At 68.7% G+C, this 17,796-nt stretch carries 19 protein-coding genes; 9 read left to right on the top strand and 10 right to left on the bottom strand.

Translation table 11 applies throughout. The features are described 5' to 3' along the window. Position 1 precedes the first annotated feature (1 nt). From ABD210_RS19155 to ABD210_RS19135, 5 genes are read right to left on the bottom strand one after another with little or no spacing between them, the layout of a single operon-like run. On the bottom strand, positions 2-721 hold the full coding sequence (locus ABD210_RS19155) for an SDR family NAD(P)-dependent oxidoreductase (protein ID WP_344113070.1): 720 nt from the start codon (positions 719-721) through the stop codon (positions 2-4). Next, positions 718-2,091, bottom strand: a complete 1,374-nt coding sequence (locus ABD210_RS19150; protein ID WP_344113068.1) for an FAD-binding oxidoreductase — start codon at positions 2,089-2,091, stop codon at positions 718-720. The genes ABD210_RS19155 and ABD210_RS19150 overlap by 4 nt, the downstream gene beginning before the upstream one ends. Then, the gene (locus ABD210_RS19145; RefSeq protein ID WP_344113067.1) at positions 2,088-2,636 is read right to left on the bottom strand and encodes a DedA family protein; all 549 of its coding nucleotides are present in this window, start codon (positions 2,634-2,636) and stop codon (positions 2,088-2,090) included. Before ABD210_RS19145 ends, ABD210_RS19150 begins: the two co-directional genes overlap by 4 nt. Continuing rightward, positions 2,590-3,837, bottom strand: coding sequence for a glycosyltransferase family 4 protein (locus ABD210_RS19140; RefSeq protein WP_344113065.1), 1,248 nt, complete (start codon positions 3,835-3,837; stop codon positions 2,590-2,592). The genes ABD210_RS19145 and ABD210_RS19140 overlap by 47 nt, the downstream gene beginning before the upstream one ends. Further along, the gene (locus tag ABD210_RS19135; RefSeq protein ID WP_344113064.1) at positions 3,834-4,832 is read right to left on the bottom strand and encodes a lysylphosphatidylglycerol synthase domain-containing protein; all 999 of its coding nucleotides are present in this window, start codon (positions 4,830-4,832) and stop codon (positions 3,834-3,836) included. The genes ABD210_RS19140 and ABD210_RS19135 overlap by 4 nt, the downstream gene beginning before the upstream one ends. A gap of 138 nt (positions 4,833-4,970) precedes the next feature. On the opposite strand from ABD210_RS19135, the gene ABD210_RS19130 reads away from it, so the two are divergent. From ABD210_RS19130 to ABD210_RS19120, 3 genes are read left to right on the top strand one after another with little or no spacing between them, the layout of a single operon-like run. Next, entirely contained in the window at positions 4,971-5,777 is an 807-nt protein-coding gene (locus tag ABD210_RS19130) for a PIG-L deacetylase family protein (protein ID WP_344113063.1), read from the top strand. A 57-nt stretch (positions 5,778-5,834) separates the two neighbouring features. Then, the gene (locus tag ABD210_RS19125; RefSeq protein ID WP_344113062.1) at positions 5,835-6,512 is read left to right on the top strand and encodes a response regulator transcription factor; all 678 of its coding nucleotides are present in this window, start codon (positions 5,835-5,837) and stop codon (positions 6,510-6,512) included. 3 nt (positions 6,513-6,515) lie between these two features. Next, a complete protein-coding gene (locus ABD210_RS19120) occupies positions 6,516-7,223 on the top strand; it encodes a phosphatase PAP2 family protein (protein ID WP_344113060.1) in 708 nt (235 codons plus the stop codon). Here the strand turns inward: ABD210_RS19120 and ABD210_RS19115 are convergent. Together ABD210_RS19115 and ABD210_RS19110 are read right to left on the bottom strand one after the other, a co-directional pair. Continuing rightward, a complete protein-coding gene (locus ABD210_RS19115) occupies positions 7,177-8,592 on the bottom strand; it encodes a sensor histidine kinase (RefSeq protein WP_344113059.1) in 1,416 nt (471 codons plus the stop codon). The genes ABD210_RS19120 and ABD210_RS19115 overlap by 47 nt on opposite strands. A 78-nt stretch (positions 8,593-8,670) precedes the next feature. Beyond that, a complete protein-coding gene (locus ABD210_RS19110; protein ID WP_344113058.1) occupies positions 8,671-9,693 on the bottom strand; it encodes a fatty acid desaturase family protein in 1,023 nt (340 codons plus the stop codon). A gap of 182 nt (positions 9,694-9,875) precedes the next feature. Between ABD210_RS19110 and ABD210_RS19105 the strand changes: the two genes are divergently transcribed. The 6 genes from ABD210_RS19105 (at position 9,876) to ABD210_RS19080 (ending at position 13,662) form a co-directional block, all read left to right on the top strand. Beyond that, positions 9,876-10,406, top strand: a complete 531-nt coding sequence (locus ABD210_RS19105) for a type 1 glutamine amidotransferase domain-containing protein (RefSeq protein ID WP_344113057.1) — start codon at positions 9,876-9,878, stop codon at positions 10,404-10,406. A gap of 405 nt (positions 10,407-10,811) precedes the next feature. Continuing rightward, positions 10,812-11,294 (top strand): CinA family protein, encoded by a 483-nt coding sequence (locus ABD210_RS19100; protein WP_344113056.1) that lies wholly within the window; start codon positions 10,812-10,814, stop codon positions 11,292-11,294. A gap of 77 nt (positions 11,295-11,371) precedes the next feature. Continuing rightward, entirely contained in the window at positions 11,372-11,812 is a 441-nt protein-coding gene (locus tag ABD210_RS19095; protein WP_344113054.1) for a hypothetical protein, read from the top strand. Further along, the gene (locus ABD210_RS19090; protein WP_344113053.1) at positions 11,809-13,038 is read left to right on the top strand and encodes an Nramp family divalent metal transporter; all 1,230 of its coding nucleotides are present in this window, start codon (positions 11,809-11,811) and stop codon (positions 13,036-13,038) included. Before ABD210_RS19095 ends, ABD210_RS19090 begins: the two co-directional genes overlap by 4 nt. Before the next feature lie 2 nt (positions 13,039-13,040). Beyond that, positions 13,041-13,334, top strand: a complete 294-nt coding sequence (locus ABD210_RS19085) for a hypothetical protein (protein WP_344113052.1) — start codon at positions 13,041-13,043, stop codon at positions 13,332-13,334. Next, positions 13,321-13,662, top strand: a complete 342-nt coding sequence (locus tag ABD210_RS19080; protein WP_344113051.1) for a hypothetical protein — start codon at positions 13,321-13,323, stop codon at positions 13,660-13,662. Before ABD210_RS19085 ends, ABD210_RS19080 begins: the two co-directional genes overlap by 14 nt. Before the next feature lie 264 nt (positions 13,663-13,926). On the opposite strand, the gene araA is transcribed toward ABD210_RS19080, so the two are convergent. The 3 genes from araA to ABD210_RS19065 are packed head-to-tail and all read right to left on the bottom strand — an operon-like array spanning position 13,927 to position 17,770. Then, positions 13,927-15,426, bottom strand: a complete 1,500-nt coding sequence (gene araA / locus ABD210_RS19075; RefSeq protein ID WP_344113050.1) for an L-arabinose isomerase — start codon at positions 15,424-15,426, stop codon at positions 13,927-13,929. Beyond that, entirely contained in the window at positions 15,423-16,094 is a 672-nt protein-coding gene (locus ABD210_RS19070) for an L-ribulose-5-phosphate 4-epimerase (protein WP_344113049.1), read from the bottom strand. The genes araA and ABD210_RS19070 overlap by 4 nt, the downstream gene beginning before the upstream one ends. Continuing rightward, positions 16,091-17,770: a ribulokinase gene (locus ABD210_RS19065; RefSeq protein ID WP_344113048.1), complete on the bottom strand. Its 1,680-nt coding sequence runs from the start codon at positions 17,768-17,770 to the stop codon at positions 16,091-16,093. Before ABD210_RS19065 ends, ABD210_RS19070 begins: the two co-directional genes overlap by 4 nt. Positions 17,771-17,796 lie beyond the last annotated feature (26 nt).

The raw sequence follows: 17,796 nt of genomic DNA, 5'->3' as shown, positions 1-17,796 counted from the left end.
GTCAGCGTAGGGTTTCCGGCAACAATCGGCTCGGCAGACGGCGGAGCAGCCAGACCACCAGCCCCATTGGCTTGGGCACCCACACGACGACGCTTTGACCGGGAAGCGTCTGCGCGACTCGCTGAGCCACTTGCGCCGCAGTGGACGACAGTGGAGGCCGCGTGAGCCCGTCAGTCATCCGTGTCGCCACGAATCCCGGCCGGACGACGAGAATGCGCACTCCAGCAGCCGCGGCCTGGGGAGCAAGCAGCACAGCGGTCGAGTCCGCGAGCTGCTTACCCAACGAGTACGCCGCGATCGCGGTGCGTGGTCTGGCCGCCGCGGCGGACGAGAGCAGCACCAACTGCCCGGAGCCGGCCGCACTCATCCGCCGGACGAGGATCTCGACCAGCGCGGCGACAGCCAGCCCGTTGACGACAAGGCCCTCTGCGAAAGACTTCCCGGCCATCGACCCCACCGCGACGACCGCCAGCCCCAGCTGGTTGTCGGCGACGACATGCTCCAGCATTCCTTCGATCTCGTCCGCCTGGAACGCCGCGTCGTACTGGGTGGTGGTGACGTGATACCCGAGATCACGCAGCTTCTCGGCGTTCTCCCACAGTTCCTCGCTCGGCCGTCCCGCCAGTACTACGCGACGCGGCGGTGGCCCGAGGAGTTCGATCAGCACGGCCATGCCGATCTGTGACGAACCTCCTACCAACAAGGCGGTTCCACGATTCATGGCAGCAGATCCAAACGTTGGGCCAGAGCTGAGGTCAACCGCCGCCCCGGATCGAGGCGGGCCTGCGTGCGACGCCACGTCTCCAGTCGCGGGTACATCGTCGGGATCAGCGCCGGGTCGACCACGGAATCCTTGGCCAGGTAGACCCTTCCGCCGGCCTCGGCCACCATCGCGTCGATCGTGCGCAGGCTGTCGCCGTCCTGGACCCACCGCGCGGGCAGATCGAGGGCCAACGTCCAGCCGGGGATCGGGAACGACAGCGGGCCGGCGGTGCCGAAACCCAGATTCTTCAGTGTCGCCAGCGCGGGCGCCATCCGCCGCCCGAGCAGGCAGGCAAGTACGCGGAGCAGCACCTCGGTGGCGTCCGCGGGAATGGCGAACTGGTACTGGATCAATCCGCGGCGGCCGAAGGCGGCAGGCCAGAAATCCGCCCGGTCGAGCGGGCACAACGCAGAGGTCAACGGCAGCAGGCCCCAATCGTGGGCGCCGGCCAGATGCCAGCGCGCAGCCGAGGCCGCGGCGATCGTGGCGCCGAACACCACGCCAGGTCCGGGCAGCGATCGCATCGCCCTGCGTGCCGTGACGCGGCGCCGATCAGGCAGCCGCTGCAGGGATGCCGGGAGTTCCGCCAGCCCGGCCGGCCGGGACTCGTCAATCACTCCTCTGCCGAGTCGCCGCCCGGGCGCGTGTGCGTCCAGCCAGGCCACGACATGCAGGTTCGGGTCCAGTTCCTGCCGGGTCGCGAGCTCACGCAGTACGTCGATCGTCTCGTCGAGCGAGCGGGTTCGCCGTCGGCGCTGGGATGCCCAGCCGGTCTCCACCCGTTGCAGCTGGATCGCCGCCTGCAGGACCACGCCGGTGAGACCCATGCCACCGATCGTCGCCCAGAAGGCGTCGGGATCCTGTACCGCCGAGACTTCGCTGGTCGTGCCGTCCGGGTGCAGCAGCGACAGCCAGACCACGTGCTGGCCGAACGATCCCGCACCTGGATGGTTCTTCCCGTGGACATCGCTGGCGATCGCCCCGCCCACGGTGATCCGGGCTGTACCGGGGAGGACGGGGAGCAGCCATCCCAGCGGCAGGGTCTGGTCGACGAGGTCGGCCAGCACAGCACCTGCCTCGACCACGATCACGCCGATGCCCTCGTCGAAGGACAGCACCCGGTCGTGGCCGGTCATGTCGAGCACGGTCCCGCTTTCCGGCAGCGCGGCGTCGCCATAACTGCGCCCCGCGCCGCGAACCGTCAGGTGCGAGGCCGACCGGACCACGCGAACCAGGTCCTCGTCGGAGACCGGGCGCCGGACCAGGCCCTGTCGATGTGACGCCCGGCCCCAGCCGGACAGCGCCACGGTAGGTTCGTCCGGGTTCATGCGATCGGCCTGGATCCCCGCCGCTGACGCAGAATCTCCAGACCCACCGGGATCAGCGAGACGATGATGATGACCGCGATGATCGGCAGCAGGTACTTGTCGACGCCCGGGATCTGCGACCCGAGCAGATGTCCGGCCAGCACCAGGCCGACCGTCCAGACCACCCCACCGGCGACCTGCCAAAGGGTGAACTTCCGGGCGTCGATCCGCAAGGCGCCGACCAGGGGATTCATCACTGTGCGGACGCCGGGGACGAAGCGGGCCAGCACCACCGCGCGGCCCACGCCGTACGACTCGAGGTGTTCGCGGGCGCGTTGCGCGGCCTGCGCGAGCCGGGGTCGACCGGGGCGCTCGAGCAGTGACGGTCCGAACCGCCGGCCGATCAGGTAGCCGACCTGGGCCCCGGCGATCGCGCCGAGCGGAGCGAAGACGAGCGTCAGCGGGAGCGAGAGGTGGATCCCGGTCGTGGTCAGCAGCCCGGCCGTGAACAGCAGCGAGTCACCCGGGAGGAAGAATCCGATCAGCAGACCGGTCTCGGCGAACATCACCAGCAGCACGGCCCACGGCCCCAATTGGGAGAGCAAGCTTTGCGGGTCGAGCAGGTTCATCGGTCAAGCTCCACGATCGTCGGGAAGTCCATGAGATCGACGGTAGGAAGTCCTCGCTGAGAGCAAGCTGAGCGGGAATCGAGCGGTAGGCGCGCAGGTGCGCGGCGACCACCGATTCCCAGGTCATCGACGGGTCGGTGAACCTGTTGTGCTCCTGGATCTTCCGCAACGTCAGCGGGCTCGTCAGCAGTCCGGCAGTGACCTCGGCCATGGCCCGGTCGCTGTCGACCAGGTACCCCTCGATCCCCGGCCGGACGAATTCACCGACCCCGCCCGAGGCCATCGCCACCACGGCCAGGCCGGCACAGCGGGCCTCCAGCGCGGCGACTCCGAACGACTCCAGCTCAGCCGGGGCCAGGTAGATGTCCGCTGCCGCGTAGAGCTGCTGGATCTCGTACCGGGTCAGCCGGCCGGGCAGCTCGACCCATTCCATCCCGCGCTGCCGGACAACCCGCGTCAGAGCCGGAGCCTGTGGACCAGCGCCCACGACAACGGCTCGGAGCGGTATGTCGTCGGGAAGCTGCTTCCGGATGTTCTGCAGCGTGCGGAGCAGGGCACCCGGCCGTTTCCGCCGTGCGAGTCGCATGGTGCTCACCACGGTCAACACGTGGTCCTGCCGCTCAGGCTCACGCCAGGGCGCCGGATCGATCCCGTTGTGCAAGACCTCGACCTTGCGGCCCGGCAGGGCCTGACGCAGCGAGTTCGCCACCACTTCGCTGACCGCCGTCCACCGCACGCTCGGCCCGAATCCGCGATCCAGACCGGCCAGCAACAGGGGCACCAGCACTCCCCCGGCCGCGGGCAGCGAATGCATGGTGATGATCGCCCGCAGGCCCTCCGCGGCCGCGATCCGCGCGGCACTCCAGGCCAGCGGCGAGAACAGCGACGTATGCGCGTGCACGACGTCGAAATGATCGCGGACGAGCGCCTCGCGCAGCCGTTCGGTTGCCATCGGCAACCCACCGAGGGCAGGCAGCCGGACCACCGGCACGTCGCTCGCGTGCGAGGGTGAGTCGGTGATGGTGAACACCGTGACGGCATGCCCGGCGCGGCGCAGTTGGACCGCGAGATCGTGGACGTGCATCTCGATCCCGCCCAGCCGCGGCAGGTAGCAGTCGCTGACGAGTGCGATCTTCACGCCGCCACCGCCGTACGTCCGCGGCCGCCCGTACGCCGACGATCGCGCAGCAGCCAGATCCCCAGCGTCACGCCGCCGACCGGGATCTCCAGCAGGTAGGTGAACCCGCGGAAAAGGACGATCCCGGCCGCGACGGCAGCCGGATCACCCCCGAGCGCCACCAGCGCGGCCGTGGTCCCGACTTCGACCACGCCCGCGCCGCCCGGCGTGATCGTGATCAGCGTGAGCAGGCGTTCGACGGCCAGCCCCGTGATCAGGACCGGGACAGGCAGTGACACCCCGAGCAGGTGGAAGCACAACCACAGCAAAGCCAGCTGCAGCACCAGATAGGCGATCATGCCGAGCGTCATCGGCCGCCACCCGCGCCGGCACACTCGCAGGATGGAGGACCTGAGCTCTGGCAGGGAGGTCGCCAGGGCTGATCGGCGTCGGAACACGCCGATCAGCCGGTCCAGCGCCCGGCCGGTGGTCGCGGCGGCTTCCGCGCCGGCCAGGAACCAGACGACCCCCGCCAGCGCGGCAAGCACGGGCAGCAGCAGCAGACCGGTCCGGCCGATGGGTAGTGCGGCGGCGCTGTGTGCGAGCGGAGTCAGGGCAAGCGCCACCGCGACCACGCCCAGCTTGGCCACGACGTTGATCAGGGTGGTGATGGCGAGGAAGCCTCCGAACGCTGCCGAGGTGAAACCCCAGCGACGGGTCATCGCGAAGTTCAGTCCGGTGCCGGCCGCACCACCCAGCGGCAGCACGTTCGCGACCGCACTGCCCGTCAGACTCAGGGTCAGCCCCCGGCGTTTCGAGAGCCCCGGCAGAGAAGCAGCCAGCACGAACGAATGCGCCCAGAGACCGGCTATCCACACCACGGTCAGGGCTGCGATGCCGGTGAGCGAGATCCGGCCGAGGATGCCTCCGACCGTCGCCCAACTGGTCCCGACGGCACGCGGAAGCAGGACGACCAGCGCCAGCGTCGCAATGCCCGTCAGCACTGAGGTGATCATCCGCCGGGTCCTGCCGGCTGTCCTTGACCGGGGATCTGCATCCGCGCCGTTCGTCATTGAACCATCGTGGAATGAGGTCACTGAGAGGCCGCTGAGAGCCGCTGTGCCGGGCCCGGATCGCCGTGCGATGCTCAGCAGGTGCCGTTCACCCTGGTGTCGTTCCACGCACACCCCGACGACGAAGCCCTGCTGATGGGCGGTACCCTCGCACGCGCCGCAGCCGAGGGGCACCGCGTCGTGCTCGCGGTGGCGACCGACGGCGAAGCAGGCCTCGCGGCCTCCGCCTACCGGTCGGACCTCGCCGCGCGCCGCAAGGACGAGCTGGATCGATCCGCCGCGGCGCTCGGTTGCGCACGGGTGGTCCGCTTCAGCTTCCCCGACTCCGGCTGGTCCCGTTCGGAGCAAGCACCGGACGGCAGCTTCAGCCGACTACCGCTACTGGAGGCGGCCGCGCCGCTGGCGGCGCTGCTGCGCGAAGAGCAGGCGGACGCACTGACGATCTACGACCCGGCCGGAGGCTACGGCCATCCCGACCATGTGCAGGTGCACGCCGCGGGGCTCTACGCGGCCCGGCTGGCCGGTACCCCCTTGGTGCTGGAGGCAACGATCGACCGGGCGCTGATCCGCCGGTTGATCCGGATCGTCGAGGCGGTCCCCGGAGTACTGCCTGACGTCCATGCCGGCGATTACGATGCCGCATACACGGCCCGCGAGGACCTGACCCACCGCATCGACGTGCGCGCGTACGCCGAGGCCAAGCGCCGCGCGTTCGAGGCGCACGCGAGCCAGGCCAGCTCCGACGAAGGCGCGCGGACTCTGTCCCTGCTGCTCAAGCTCCCGCCCTGGCTTTTCCGCCGTATGCTCGGCCAGGAGTGGTTCGTCGAGCACGGCCGCTCCCCCGCGAACCCGGCCACCGAGCTGTTCGCCACTCTCAGTGACCGGTGATCAGGTCCTTCCGGGTCACTCAGCGCATTCTCAGCGCGGTGGGTTGAGACTGGGGTCATGAGGGTGTTGATGGTGGAGGACGAGGTGCGGCTGGCCGACACGGTTCGCCGTGGGCTCACCGACGCCGGGTTCGTGGTCGAACTCGTGCACAACGGCGAAGATGCCCTTTGGGCTGCGACCGAGAACAACTACGACGTGGTCGTTCTCGACATCATGTTGCCGAAGGTCAACGGGTACAAGGTGCTCGAGCAACTCCGCGAGCGAGGCGTCTGGACACCCGTCCTGATGCTCACCGCCAAGGACGGCGAGTACGACCAGACGGACGCGTTCGACCTCGGCGCGGACGACTACCTGACCAAGCCGTTCAGCTTCCTCGTCCTGGTCGCCAGGCTGCGGGCGCTGATCCGTCGCGGCGGACCTGAGCGCCCGGTGGTGCTGGTGGCCGGCGACCTGACCCTCGACCCGGCCCGGCGGCGGGTCGAGCGGGCCGGGCAGGAGATCGTGCTGACGCCGCGTGAGTACGGGCTGCTGGAATTCCTGATGCGGCACCGCGGCGACACCGTCAGCAAGATGGAGATCCTCGAAAGTGTCTGGGACCCCGCCTTCGACGGGGACCCGAACGTGGTGGAGGTCTACATCCGCTACCTCCGACTCAAACTGGACGCTCCGTTCAACCGGCACGCGATCGAGACCGTGCGTGGGATGGGCTACCGATTGGACAGCGAAGGTGGCTGAGGAATGACCTTGACGCACGAGCGCAGCACCCGACCACTCCGCCACCGGTACGCCGTACCGGTGGCGGGCGGCATCGTGACGGTGGCCGGCACGCTCGGCGTGATCGGTCTCGCCGACGCCGCCACGGAGTCGGACGGGCTGGCTGCCTTCGATCCTGAGTTCACGTCGGATGCCGTCTCGGTGCGGACGACTCCGCTGACCGCCATCGCGCATCTGCTGACGTTCCTCGGCGATGTGCCCGTGCTGATCGTCCTGATGCTGATCGCGGCGGCGCTGCTGTGGCGCTGGACGCACACCCTGCGGGCGCCCTTCCTGCTGTTGTTCGCGATGGCGGGCTCAGCGGCCCTGACCTACGGCATCAAGGCGCTGGTCGAGCGCAAGCGGCCGGGAATCACCTTCGTCCTGGGCCCGGTCGACAACGGGTTCGCGTTCCCGTCCGGACACACGCTGAACTCCACCGTGTTCTGGGGGATGGTCGCCGGGCTGGTCTGGGCGGGCCTGCGGTCGACACCGGCCAGGATCGCCGTGGCGTCGGCGGCGTTGTTGCTGAGCATCGGCATCGGTCTGAGCCGGGTCTACCTCGGCTACCACTGGGCGACCGACGTGCTGGCGGGCTGGACCATCGCGGTCACCTGGCTCGCGGTGGTGGTGACGATCGCCTACCTCACCCGGCGGCTACCGGAGCCTGTCCAACCCGCACCGGCAGACTGACCACGAACCGGGCACCTCCGAGCGGGGAGTCCCTGACCTCCACCGTGCCGCCGTGCCCGCGGACGACCTCCTGGACGATCGAGAGGCCGAGCCCGGAGCCACCGCTCTGCCGGGTCCGGCTCGCGTCCAGCCGGACGAACCGCTCGAACACCCGCTCCCGCTCGGACTCGGGAATCCCGTCGCCGTCGTCCTCCACCTCGACCGTCGCCGTACCGTCCTGCTCGGCCAGCGTGAAGCGGACCTTGCTCCGGGATGCCTGGACGGCGTTGTCCGCGAGGTTCCGGATCACCTGGCTCAGCTTGTCCGCGTCGCCCGTGACCCGGACAGCCGGTACGACGCCCTCGATCTCGGGGCCGCCCGCGCTCCGCAGCCGACGGAGCTCGGCGCCGACGAGGTCGTCGAGGTCCACATCGGTGCGCTGTATCTGCAGACCGGTGTCGTCTGCCTTGGCAAGCAGCAACAGGTCCTCGACCAGTCTGCGCATCCGGTCCGTCTCGGCCTGCATGACCTCGTGCAGCTCGAGACTCGACCGGCCGGTGGAATCGGCACTGATCACGTCCAGCGCGGCCATCAGGCTGGCGATCGGCGAGCGCAGCTCGTGGCTCGCGTCGGCCACGAACCGCCGCTGCGTCTCCTGACCGGACTGCAACCGGTCGAGCATCTCGTTCATCGTCACGGCCAGCCGGGCGACCTCGTCGTCGGCCGCCGGCACCGGGACCCGGTCGGCCAGCTGCTCGACACCGATCCCGTGCACCCGGCGCCGGATCCGCTCCACCGGGCGAAGCGCCCGCCCGACGAACACCCAGGTCGCGACGCCGACGAGCGCCAGTAACAGCGGGAAGCCGAGCAGCAGATAGGTGGTGACGGTGGCAACAGTGTCGCGCTGGGTCTCCAGCGACGAGGCGACGATGACCGTGTACCGGCTCCCCTGATAGTCGGTGCCGCGGACAACGATCAGGTGGTCGTGATCGCTGTCGATCAGCGGCATGTCGCCGACCTCGTTGATGACCGTCACGTCAACTGGCGGTCGCGTGGTGGTGAGCGCCACCTCGTTCGTCTTCGGTGACGAGCTGGCGACCACCCGGTTCTGCTGGTCGACGACCTGGATCAGCTGGGTCGGCTTGGTGTTCTCGATCAGCTCCCGGGCCAGTCCGGTCTGGCCTTCCTCCGAGATCTGGCTCGCCACGTCGAACGCCCGCGATTCCGCCTGGTCGGAGACACTGGTGACCAGGGTGCGCTGCAGCAGGAGGAGCAGAACCGCCGCGCCGACCGCCAGGCCGACCGCGACGACGGCGATCGCGGCGGCCGTCGACCGCCCCCGGACGCCGGACCGGCGAATCGCCGCCAGCGCACGTCCCAACCCCGCCATCCACGCACCTCCACGCTCAGCCCGTTCTCAGCAGCACAAGCCGATCGGCCCGCAGCAGCCATACTGCCAGGCAGGGGCTCAGCGAGGGGAACCCTGGTTGCCCACGTCGTGCAGGTAGCGCAGACCCTGCACGTAAGACGTGACGATGTCCGTCGAGAGGTAGGGGATCCCGACCTGCAGGCAATGGGCGCGGACCATCCCCTGGGCCCGGCGGAGATTGGCGCGTGGCATGCTGGGAAAGAGGTGGTGCTCGATCTGGTAGTTCAGGCCGCCCATCATCCAGTCCGTGCACGGGTTCCCATTCACGTTGCGGGAGGTGCGGACCTGCTTCTCCAGGTGGCCCCAGTGTCTGTCCTCGTCGAGCATCTCCATCCCCTTGTGGTTCGGGGCGAAGACGCTGCCGAGATGCAACCCGAACAAGGCAAGGTGCAGCCCGGCGAACGCGGCCGCCTTCTGCGGCGACATGACCAGCAGCAGCCCCCCGAAGTACCAGACCAGGTGAGCGGCGATCAGCCCGAACTCCAGCCGGGTCTCGCGCCACGGCCGCGCGAGCAGGTAGCGGATGCCGGCGACCTGCAGGGCCAGGCCCTCCAGGATCAGGAGCGGGAAGAACAACGCGGCCTGATGCCGGGTCATCCAGCCGAGCACGCCCTTGCGCGTCGCGGCCTGGTCCATCGTCCAGGCCAGCACGCCGGCGCCGACGTCGGGGTCCTTGTCCGCGTGGTTCGGGTTCGCGTGATGCCTGTTGTGCTTGTCGTTCCACCAGTTGAAGCTCATGCCGAGCAGCAGGTTCGCGTGCAGTCGGCCGATGATGTCGTGCAGGCGACGCGACCGGCAGATCTGCTGATGACCGGCGTCGTGACCGAAGAAGGCTGCGCGGGTGGTGAAGATCCCGGCAGGTATGGCGAGCAGCAGTTGCAGCCAGGAGTTTCCCAGCAGCACCATGCCGGCCACCACTGCGCCGATGCACAGCAGGTTGACGCCGATGGAGAGCAGATATCCACCGGTACGCCGGTCCAGCAGGCCTGATTCCTTGACTTGCCGCAACAGCGGGGCGAAGTCGCTGCCCCTGGCTTGTGTCGTGCTCTCGTAAATCGTCATCCCGGCTCCCGTGGCTCAACAGTGGTCCAGAAGTTGCTGAGTCCTGCCGGGTCCGGGGCAGATCATGCTGCCGCCAACGATAGCAGTCCAGGCAGGGGGTGTATCCGGCGTGGTTTGGGGCACCTGCGGCCTGTACCTGGTCACAACCGGCCAAACGGAGCGAAGGAAAGGGAGCAGACACCATGTCCGAGAGCAAGAAGATCGCCTTCCTGGTCGCCGCCGAGGGGATCGAGCGGGTCGAGCTGACCGAGCCGTGGAAGGCGGTCACCGACGCCGGACACCAGCCCGTCCTGCTCAGCCCGCAGCCTGGCGAGGTCCAGACCTTCGACCACCTCACCGCCTCCGAGAAGCGGCCGGTGGACCAGACGGTGGGCGACGCGTCAGTCGACGACTTCGCCGCGCTGGTGCTGCCGGGCGGCGTCGCCAACCCCGACGCCCTGCGGACCGACGAGACCGCCGTCTCCTTCGTCAAGGACTTCGTTGCCTCGGGCAAGCCGGTGGCGGCCATCTGTCACGCCCCCTGGACCCTGATCGAGGCCGACGCGGTGCGCGATCGCACGGTCACCTCCTGGCCCAGCCTGAAGACCGACCTCCGCAACGCGGGTGCCACCTGGGTCGACGAGGAACTGGTCACCGACGGCAACCTCATCTTCAGCCGCAAGCCCGACGACCTCCCGGTCTTCAACAAGGCCTTGGTCGAGGCCATCGGCTAGTACGACAGCCGTAGTTCGTGATGATGCCCTTCGGCGGGGGGCCGCGGAGGGCTGGGTGGGTGCGGCCCCGACCAAGAGTGGGGACCTGGGACAGGTAGTCGGGACCTTGAACACGTTATTTCGTGTCCGCGGTCCCTGTTTGGTGTTCAAGGTCACCGCTTCGTGACCGCTGCGCGCCACGTCCGGGACCGCCACGCCACCAGATCCCGAGCTACGGCTGTCGTACGGCTCGAGGAGTCTTCCCCCCCGCTACCGTCGGGCCGACGGACTCCGAAATAGCGGTGTACGGCGGTACGGCGGCTGGGTGACGGCGGCCGTGGCGGCGGCTCGGCGGTTCAGAACTCACGCATGCCGGCGGGTACCGATCCGGCAGTCCGTCGCCACCGGAAGGGGCAGAATTACCGCGTGTCCGATCCTGCTGAGCTGACAGAAGATGCCGCGGAGTTGGCCGCCATGATCGCGCGGCGGCTGCGTAGGGGCGAGCACACCGTATCCGTGGCCGAATCCCTCACCAGCGGCAGCCTCGCCTGCCATCTCGGGGCCGCCGAAGAGGCGAGCGAATGGTTCGTCGGCGGCGTCACCGCCTACGCCTCGCACGTCAAGTTCGAGGTTCTCGGCGTCCACCCGGGCCCGGTGATCACCGCTCGTTGCGCCCGGCAAATGGCGCGCGGCGTCGCGCGGCTGACCCGCTCCGACCTCGGCGTCGGGATCACTGGCGTGGGCGGTCCCGACCCGGTGGAGGGACGTCCACCCGGAACGGTGTTCATCGCGGTGAGCTCCGCCGAGGGCGAGAAGGTCGCCGCACACCAGTTCGACGGCGACGCGAGCGAAGTAGTGTGGGAAGCCACAGTGGCGGCCTTCTCGCTGCTGCTGTCCGTCGTCTCCTGACCGGATTTCCCCCAGGTTCAACCCCGGTGGCCCGGGTACTTGCTTCCTGCCCGGATATCGGACCGAGGAGCAGCAAGATGGGACGTGTGGTCGCGACTGTCGCGATGGTGGTTGTCTTCGTTCTGCAACTGGCCGGCTGTGGCAACCCGGACCAGAAGATGCTGTCCGAGGGAGCCCGGGCTGCACGCGACGCAGTATCGGAAATCAGTACTGCGCGGTTGGCGGCTCAGTCCCTGCTGGATCACAAGCTCTGGTCCCAGCCCGCGGAGCAGCTGGTCAAGGACGCGGAGCAGTCGCTGGGCAAGGTCGTGAGCACCTTCGATGCGCAGCAGCCGGGGACCGCGACCTCCCGCAAGACCTATGACCAGATCTCCGGCGCGCTCTCCGATGCAAGCGACAAGCTGACCGAGCTACGGATTGCCCTGGGCAACGACGACCTGGCCACGGTCCGCAAGCAGGTCATCGATCTGGAGAAGTCCGTCCAGCAGCTGGAGCGGTTGGGAGAGCTCGCCGAATGAAGAAGCTGCTCGGCGTCACCCTCGGCATCCTGACCGCGATCGGCGGCTTCGTCGACATCGGCGACCTGGTCACCAACGCCCTGGTCGGATCCCGCTTCGGGCTGCGGCTGGCCTGGGTCGTGGTCGTCGGCGTGATCGGGATCTGCCTGTACGCCGAGATGTCGGGCCGGGTGGTCGCGATCTCCGGGCGGCCCGTGTTCGACCTGATCCGCGAGCGGCTGGGACGTCGTACCGGTCTGTTCGCGTTGATCGCTTCGTTCCTGGTGACGCTGCTGACGTTGATCGCGGAGGTCGGCGGTGTCGCACTCGCCTTCGAGCTCGCCAGCGGCGTCAACTACCTGCTCTGGATGCCGCTCGCGGCGTTCGCGGTCTGGCTGGTGATCTGGCGGGTCAAGTTCTCCAGCCTCGAGACGATGTTCGGCTTGCTCGGGCTGCTGTTGATCGTCTTCGCCGTGGCGCTGTGGAAACTCGCCCCCGACTGGGGGCAACTGGTGCACCAGGCAACGAATCCGCATCCCACCGGACACGAGACGTGGGGCACCTACGCGTACTACGCGATCGCGCTGTTCGGGGCCGCGATGACGCCGTACGAGGTGTTCTTCTTCTCCTCCGGCGGCGTCGAGGAGAAGTGGACACCCCGCGACCTGGCCACCAGCAAGGTCAACGTCTTCATCGGATTCCCCCTCGGCGGCCTGCTGTCGCTGGCCATTGCCGGCTGCGCCGCCGTCCTCTATTTCCCGCACGGGATCCAGGTCGACACCCTCGGCCAAGTCACTCTGCCCACTGCCGTTGCCCTGGGCAAGGTGGGGTTGGCGATCGTGCTGCTCGGTGTGTTCGCGGCCACCTTCGGCGCCGCACTCGAGACCGCTTTGTCGTGCGGCTACACGATCGCGCAGTACTTCGGCTGGCAGTGGGGCAAGTTCGTCCGGCCCCGTGAGGCGTCCCGGTTCCACATCGTCATCATCATCTGCCTGGCCCTGTCGATCCTGGTCCTGCTGACCGCGGTGGATCCGGTGAAGGTGACCGAGTACTCGGTGGTGTTCGCGGCGATGGCACTCCCGCTGACCTACCTGCCGATCCTGATCATCGCCAACGACCCCGACTACGTGGGCGAGCACACGAACAGCGCCGTACTCAACTTCTTCGCGCTGATCTACCTCGGCTTGCTGCTGCTCGCCTCGATCGCCGCCATTCCCTTGATGATCATCACCAGAGCGGGGCAGTGACCATGACCGGACGCGTTCTGCACGCCCAGCTGCACCTGCTGGACCGGCAACTCATCGACAACCACACCGGGCGGCTGCTCGGCAAGGTCGACGACGTCGAGCTCGACCTCGACGCCGACCCGCCGCAGGTGACAGCGCTGATCTCCGGGCGGGTCCGGATCCCCACCACCCAGATCGTCGAGATCGACACGGCCCTCGAGATCACGGTCGGACAGCTCAACCTGACCGAGGGCGACGACTGGATCGAGCACCACATCATCGACAAGATTCCCGGAGCCGGCGATGCACCTGAATGAACTCCTCGGCCATCGAGTCACCGACGCCGCGGGCCACGACATCGGCGGGGTCGCGGACGTCCGTCTCGTCCAGGACGGACCGCTGCAACCGTCGATGCAAGCGGCCCTCCGCATCGACGGGCTGATCGTCGTGGAGAAGAAGTCCACCCGCCTGCTCGGTTACGAGCGACACGTCGGACCGGCGTTGATCCGCTGGCTGGTGCACCGCCGCCTCGGCAACGTCTGCTACCTCCCCTGGGCGGACATCACCCGCATCAGCGACGGCGTGGTCGAGACGCGCACCGGCCGGGACGACCTCAAACCCCTCGAGGACATGGCTCGCTACTGAGCCGGGTACCTGGGAGCCATGATGCGACCAGCCGAGATCCAGCCCGATCTGGAGATAGCCGCTGGACCTTCAAGCTCATCGAGGATTACGACGACCACTACTGCGACCTGTTCGTCGGCCTGGAACGACTAGCCCGCGATCAGCTGGCCGACGGCAAGCGCCACCTCAACGAGGCCGAGATGAAGCAGCGCCGAGTGACGCCCGGGCGGCCCGGCCACGAGATCGACCCGGAGGCTCTGGGCGAGCACCCGTCACAGGCATCACTCAGAGTCCCAACGCGAGGCGGTGGTAGGCGGCGTTCCAGCGGAGTTCTTTGCGGAACTGGCGGCTGGTGGTGTCCGCGTCGATGATCAGGAGTTCGGTGCGGAGCATCTCGGCCAGGTCCTCGAGTTCCTGGGCGCCGATGGCGGCTGACAAGACGGTGTGGTGGGGGCCGCCGGCCGTCAGCCAGCACTCGGCCGAGGTGCGGAGGTCTGGCCGTGGCTTCCAGACCGCGCGAGCGACCGGCAGCTTTGGGAGCGGCTGGTCCGGTGGGACCACGTCGATCTCGTTCGCGACCAGGCGGAACCGGTCGCCCATGTCGGCCAGCCCGACCACGACGGCCGGCCCGGGAGCCGCGTCGAAGACCAGCCGGACCGGGTCCTCACGGCCGCCGATCCCGAGCGGGTGGATCTCGCAGCTCGGCGTATCGGCCGCGATCGTCGGGCACACCTCGAGCATGTGCGCCCCGAGGATCCGCTCCTCGCCCGGCGTGAGGTTGTAGGTGTAGTCCTCCATGAACGACGTCCCGCCGGGACGGCCGCCCCCGGCAACCTTCAACGCGCGGAGCAGCAGCGAGGTCTTCCAGTCACCTTCGCCGCCGAACCCGTACCCGTCGGCCATCAGACGCTGGACCGCCAGACCGGGGAGCTGACGCAGCCCGCCCAGGTCTTCGAAGTTCGTCGTGAACGCCGTGAACGACCCCTCCTCGAGAAACGCGCGGAGCCCCAGTTCGATCCGAGCGGCGTACCGCAGCGACTCATGCCGATCGCCGCCATCGCTGAGCTCTGCCGCGAGCCGGTAGGTGTCGGCGTACTCCTTGACCAGGTCGTCTATCCGCGCGTCCTCGATCTCGTCGACCACCGCGACCAGGTCGTTCACGCCGTAGGTGTTCACCGAGACGCCGAAGCGCAGCTGTGCCTCGACCTTGTCGCCTTCGGTGACGGCGACGTCGCGCATGTTGTCGCCGAATCGCGCGAGCTTCGTGGTGCGCAGCGCGTCGAAGGCCGCAGCAGCCCGGCCCCAGACGCCGATCCGCTCGCGGACGGCCGGATCTGAGACATGCCCGGCGACGGTGGTGCGGGCGACGCCGAGCCGCGCTTGCACGTAGCCGAACTCCCGGTCGCCGTGCGCGGCCTGGTTGAGGTTCATGAAGTCCATGTCGATGTCTGCCCAGGGCAGCTCGACGTTGGCCTGGGTGTGCAGGTGCAGCATCGGCGTACGAAGTGCATCGAGGCCGGCGATCCACATCTTCGCGGGTGAGAACGTGTGCATCCAGGCGATCACCCCGACGCACTCGTCGGCCGCGTTCGCCGCGAGGCAGATCCGCCGGATCGCGTCGGCGTCGGTGAGCACCGGCTGCCACACCACCCGGGCTCCGATCTCCGCCGCCCCGTCCAGAGCCTCGGCAACCTTCCGGGACTGGTCCGCGACCTGCCGCAGGGTGTCCTCGCCGTACAGCCCCTGGCTGCCGGTCAGGAACCAGATCTCCTTTGTTTCCTTCATGATCGACTCCTTCGGCGTTGGCCGTAGACGTTCTGGTAGCGGTCGTAGAGGGCGTCGATGTCCTCTGCCGCGATCGGCACCAGCGGGCCGCCGGCCCGGGCGAGGTGCACCGTGCGGGCGACGTCCTCGCACATCACCGCCGCCTTGACTGCCGAGCGGGCATCCGCGCCGATGCTGAACACCCCGTGGTTGCGCATCAGTACTGCGGGCGAGCGGTGCCCAGCCAGCGTGGCGACGATCCCTTTGCCGATGTCGTCGTTGCCGATCAGCGCGAACGGCCCGACCGGGATCTCCCCGCCGAACTCGTCGGCCATCGCGGTCAGCACACAGGGGATCGCCTCGCCGCGGGCCGCCCAGGCCGTCGCGTAGCGCGAGTGCGTGTGCACCACCCCGCCGACTTCCGGCATCGCCCGGTACACGTACGCATGAGCCGCGGTGTCGCTCGACGGCGAGAGGTCGCCCTCGACCAGCTTGCCGTCCAGGTCGCACACCACGATCGACTCGGCCGTCAGGTCGTCGTACGAGACGCCGCTGGGCTTGATCGCGAACAGGTCCTCGCCGGGCACCCGGGCCGACACGTTCCCGGCGGTCCAGGCGACCAGGTCGTAGCGGACGAGCTCGGCGTGCAGGGCCACCAACTCCTGCCGCAGTGTTGTCGAAACGGTCATCGGTTCGCCTCATTCCGGATTGCCCGCAGCCGATGCAGTACTCCGCTTCCGCCGTGCGCGGTGCCGGCGAAATGGTCGTGCAGTTCGCGGTATTCGGCGTACAGCCGGTCATAGCCGTCGGCGCGGTCCTCGTCGGGGACATACGCGCCCTCGGTCCGCCGGCCCATCGCAGCAGCCGCCGCCGGGACGTCCGGGTAGGCACCCGCCGCCACCGCCGCGTGAATCGCCGACCCGAGCGCGGGTCCCTGCTCCGAGCCGATCACCGACAAAGGCCGCCGCAGCACATCGGCGTACACCTGCATCAGGAAGCGGTTCTTGAGCAGGCCGCCGGCAACGATGAACTCGTGGACGGCGACGCCTGAGGTCTCGAAGGCCTCCACGATCCGGCGGGCACCGAAGGCGGTCGCCTCGATCAGCGCGCGGTACGTGTCTTCCGGCCGGGTCGCCAGTGTCTGGCCGACAACCACCGCGGACAGGTCGTGGTCGACCAGGACCGAGCGGTTGCCGTTGTGCCAATCCAGCGCGACCAGGCCGTGCTGCCCGACCTGCTGCCGTTCCGCGAGCTCCACCAGGTAGTCGTGGACGTTGATGCCGCGCCGTTCGGCCTCGGCCTGATAGTCGGCCGGCACGGAGGTGTCGACGAACCAGCCGAAGATGTCGCCGACAGCGGACTGCCCGGCCTCGTAGCCCCAGAGCCCGCCGACGATGCCGTCGCGCACCACGCCGCACATGCCCGGCACCTCGGCGTGCTGGTCCGACGGCATGATGTGACACGTCGACGTGCCCATGATCGCGACCATCTGCCCGTTCTGGACCGCGTTCGCGGCCGGTGCGGTGACGTGGGCATCAACGTTGCCTACAGCAACGGCAATGCCTTCGGGCAGGCCGGTCCAGGCGGCCGCCTGCGCGGTCAGCCGACCGGCCAGACCGCCGAGCGGCAACAACGGATGCTCCAATTTGGTGAGGAAGTCCGCGAACCCGGGATCGAGCGCGCTCAGGTACTCCGTTGACGGGTAGCCGTCCTCGGTGTGGATCCCCTTGTAGCCGGCGGTGCAGACGTTGCGGGTCTCGACGCCGGTGAGCTCCCAGACGATCCAGTCGGCGGCCTCGATCCAGCGATCCGCCCGCGCGTAGCTGTCCGGGTCCTCCTGGAGCACCTGCAGTGCCTTGGCGAACTCCCACTCCGACGAGATCTTGCCGCCGTACAAGGGCAACCAGCGCTCGCCGCGCTCCTCGGCCACCGCGTTGACGCGATCCGCCTGGGGCTGCGCAGCGTGGTGCTTCCACAGCTTGGGCCACGCGTGCGGCCGGTCGGCCAATCCCTCGACCTCACACAGCGGAGTCCCGTCGGCTCGCGTCGGAAGCACCGTGCAGGCCGTGAAGTCGGTACCTATGCCAACCACCTCGTCGGCACGGATGCCCGCTGCGGCGACCGCCTTGGGCACGGCGTTCCGCAGTACGGCGCGCCAGTCGTTCGGGGACTGCAGGGCCCAGCTCGGCCCCAGTCGCACTTCGGAACCGGGCAGGCGCTCCTCGATCACGCCGTGCTCGTAGTCATGGACCGCGCTCCCCAGCTCGGAGCCGTCAGCCACTCTCACCACCACGGCACGGCCCGACAGGGTGCCGAAATCGACCCCGATCACGTACCCGCTGTGAGCGCTAACATCCTTGCTCATACGAAGGTCTCCCTACTTTCTCCAGG

The organism is Kribbella alba, from assembly GCF_039529635.1.
GTDB lineage: Bacteria > Actinomycetota > Actinomycetes > Propionibacteriales > Kribbellaceae > Kribbella > Kribbella alba.
Note: the sequence above shows the minus strand (reverse complement) of the source record. Positions and strands in the feature narration are given on the sequence as shown.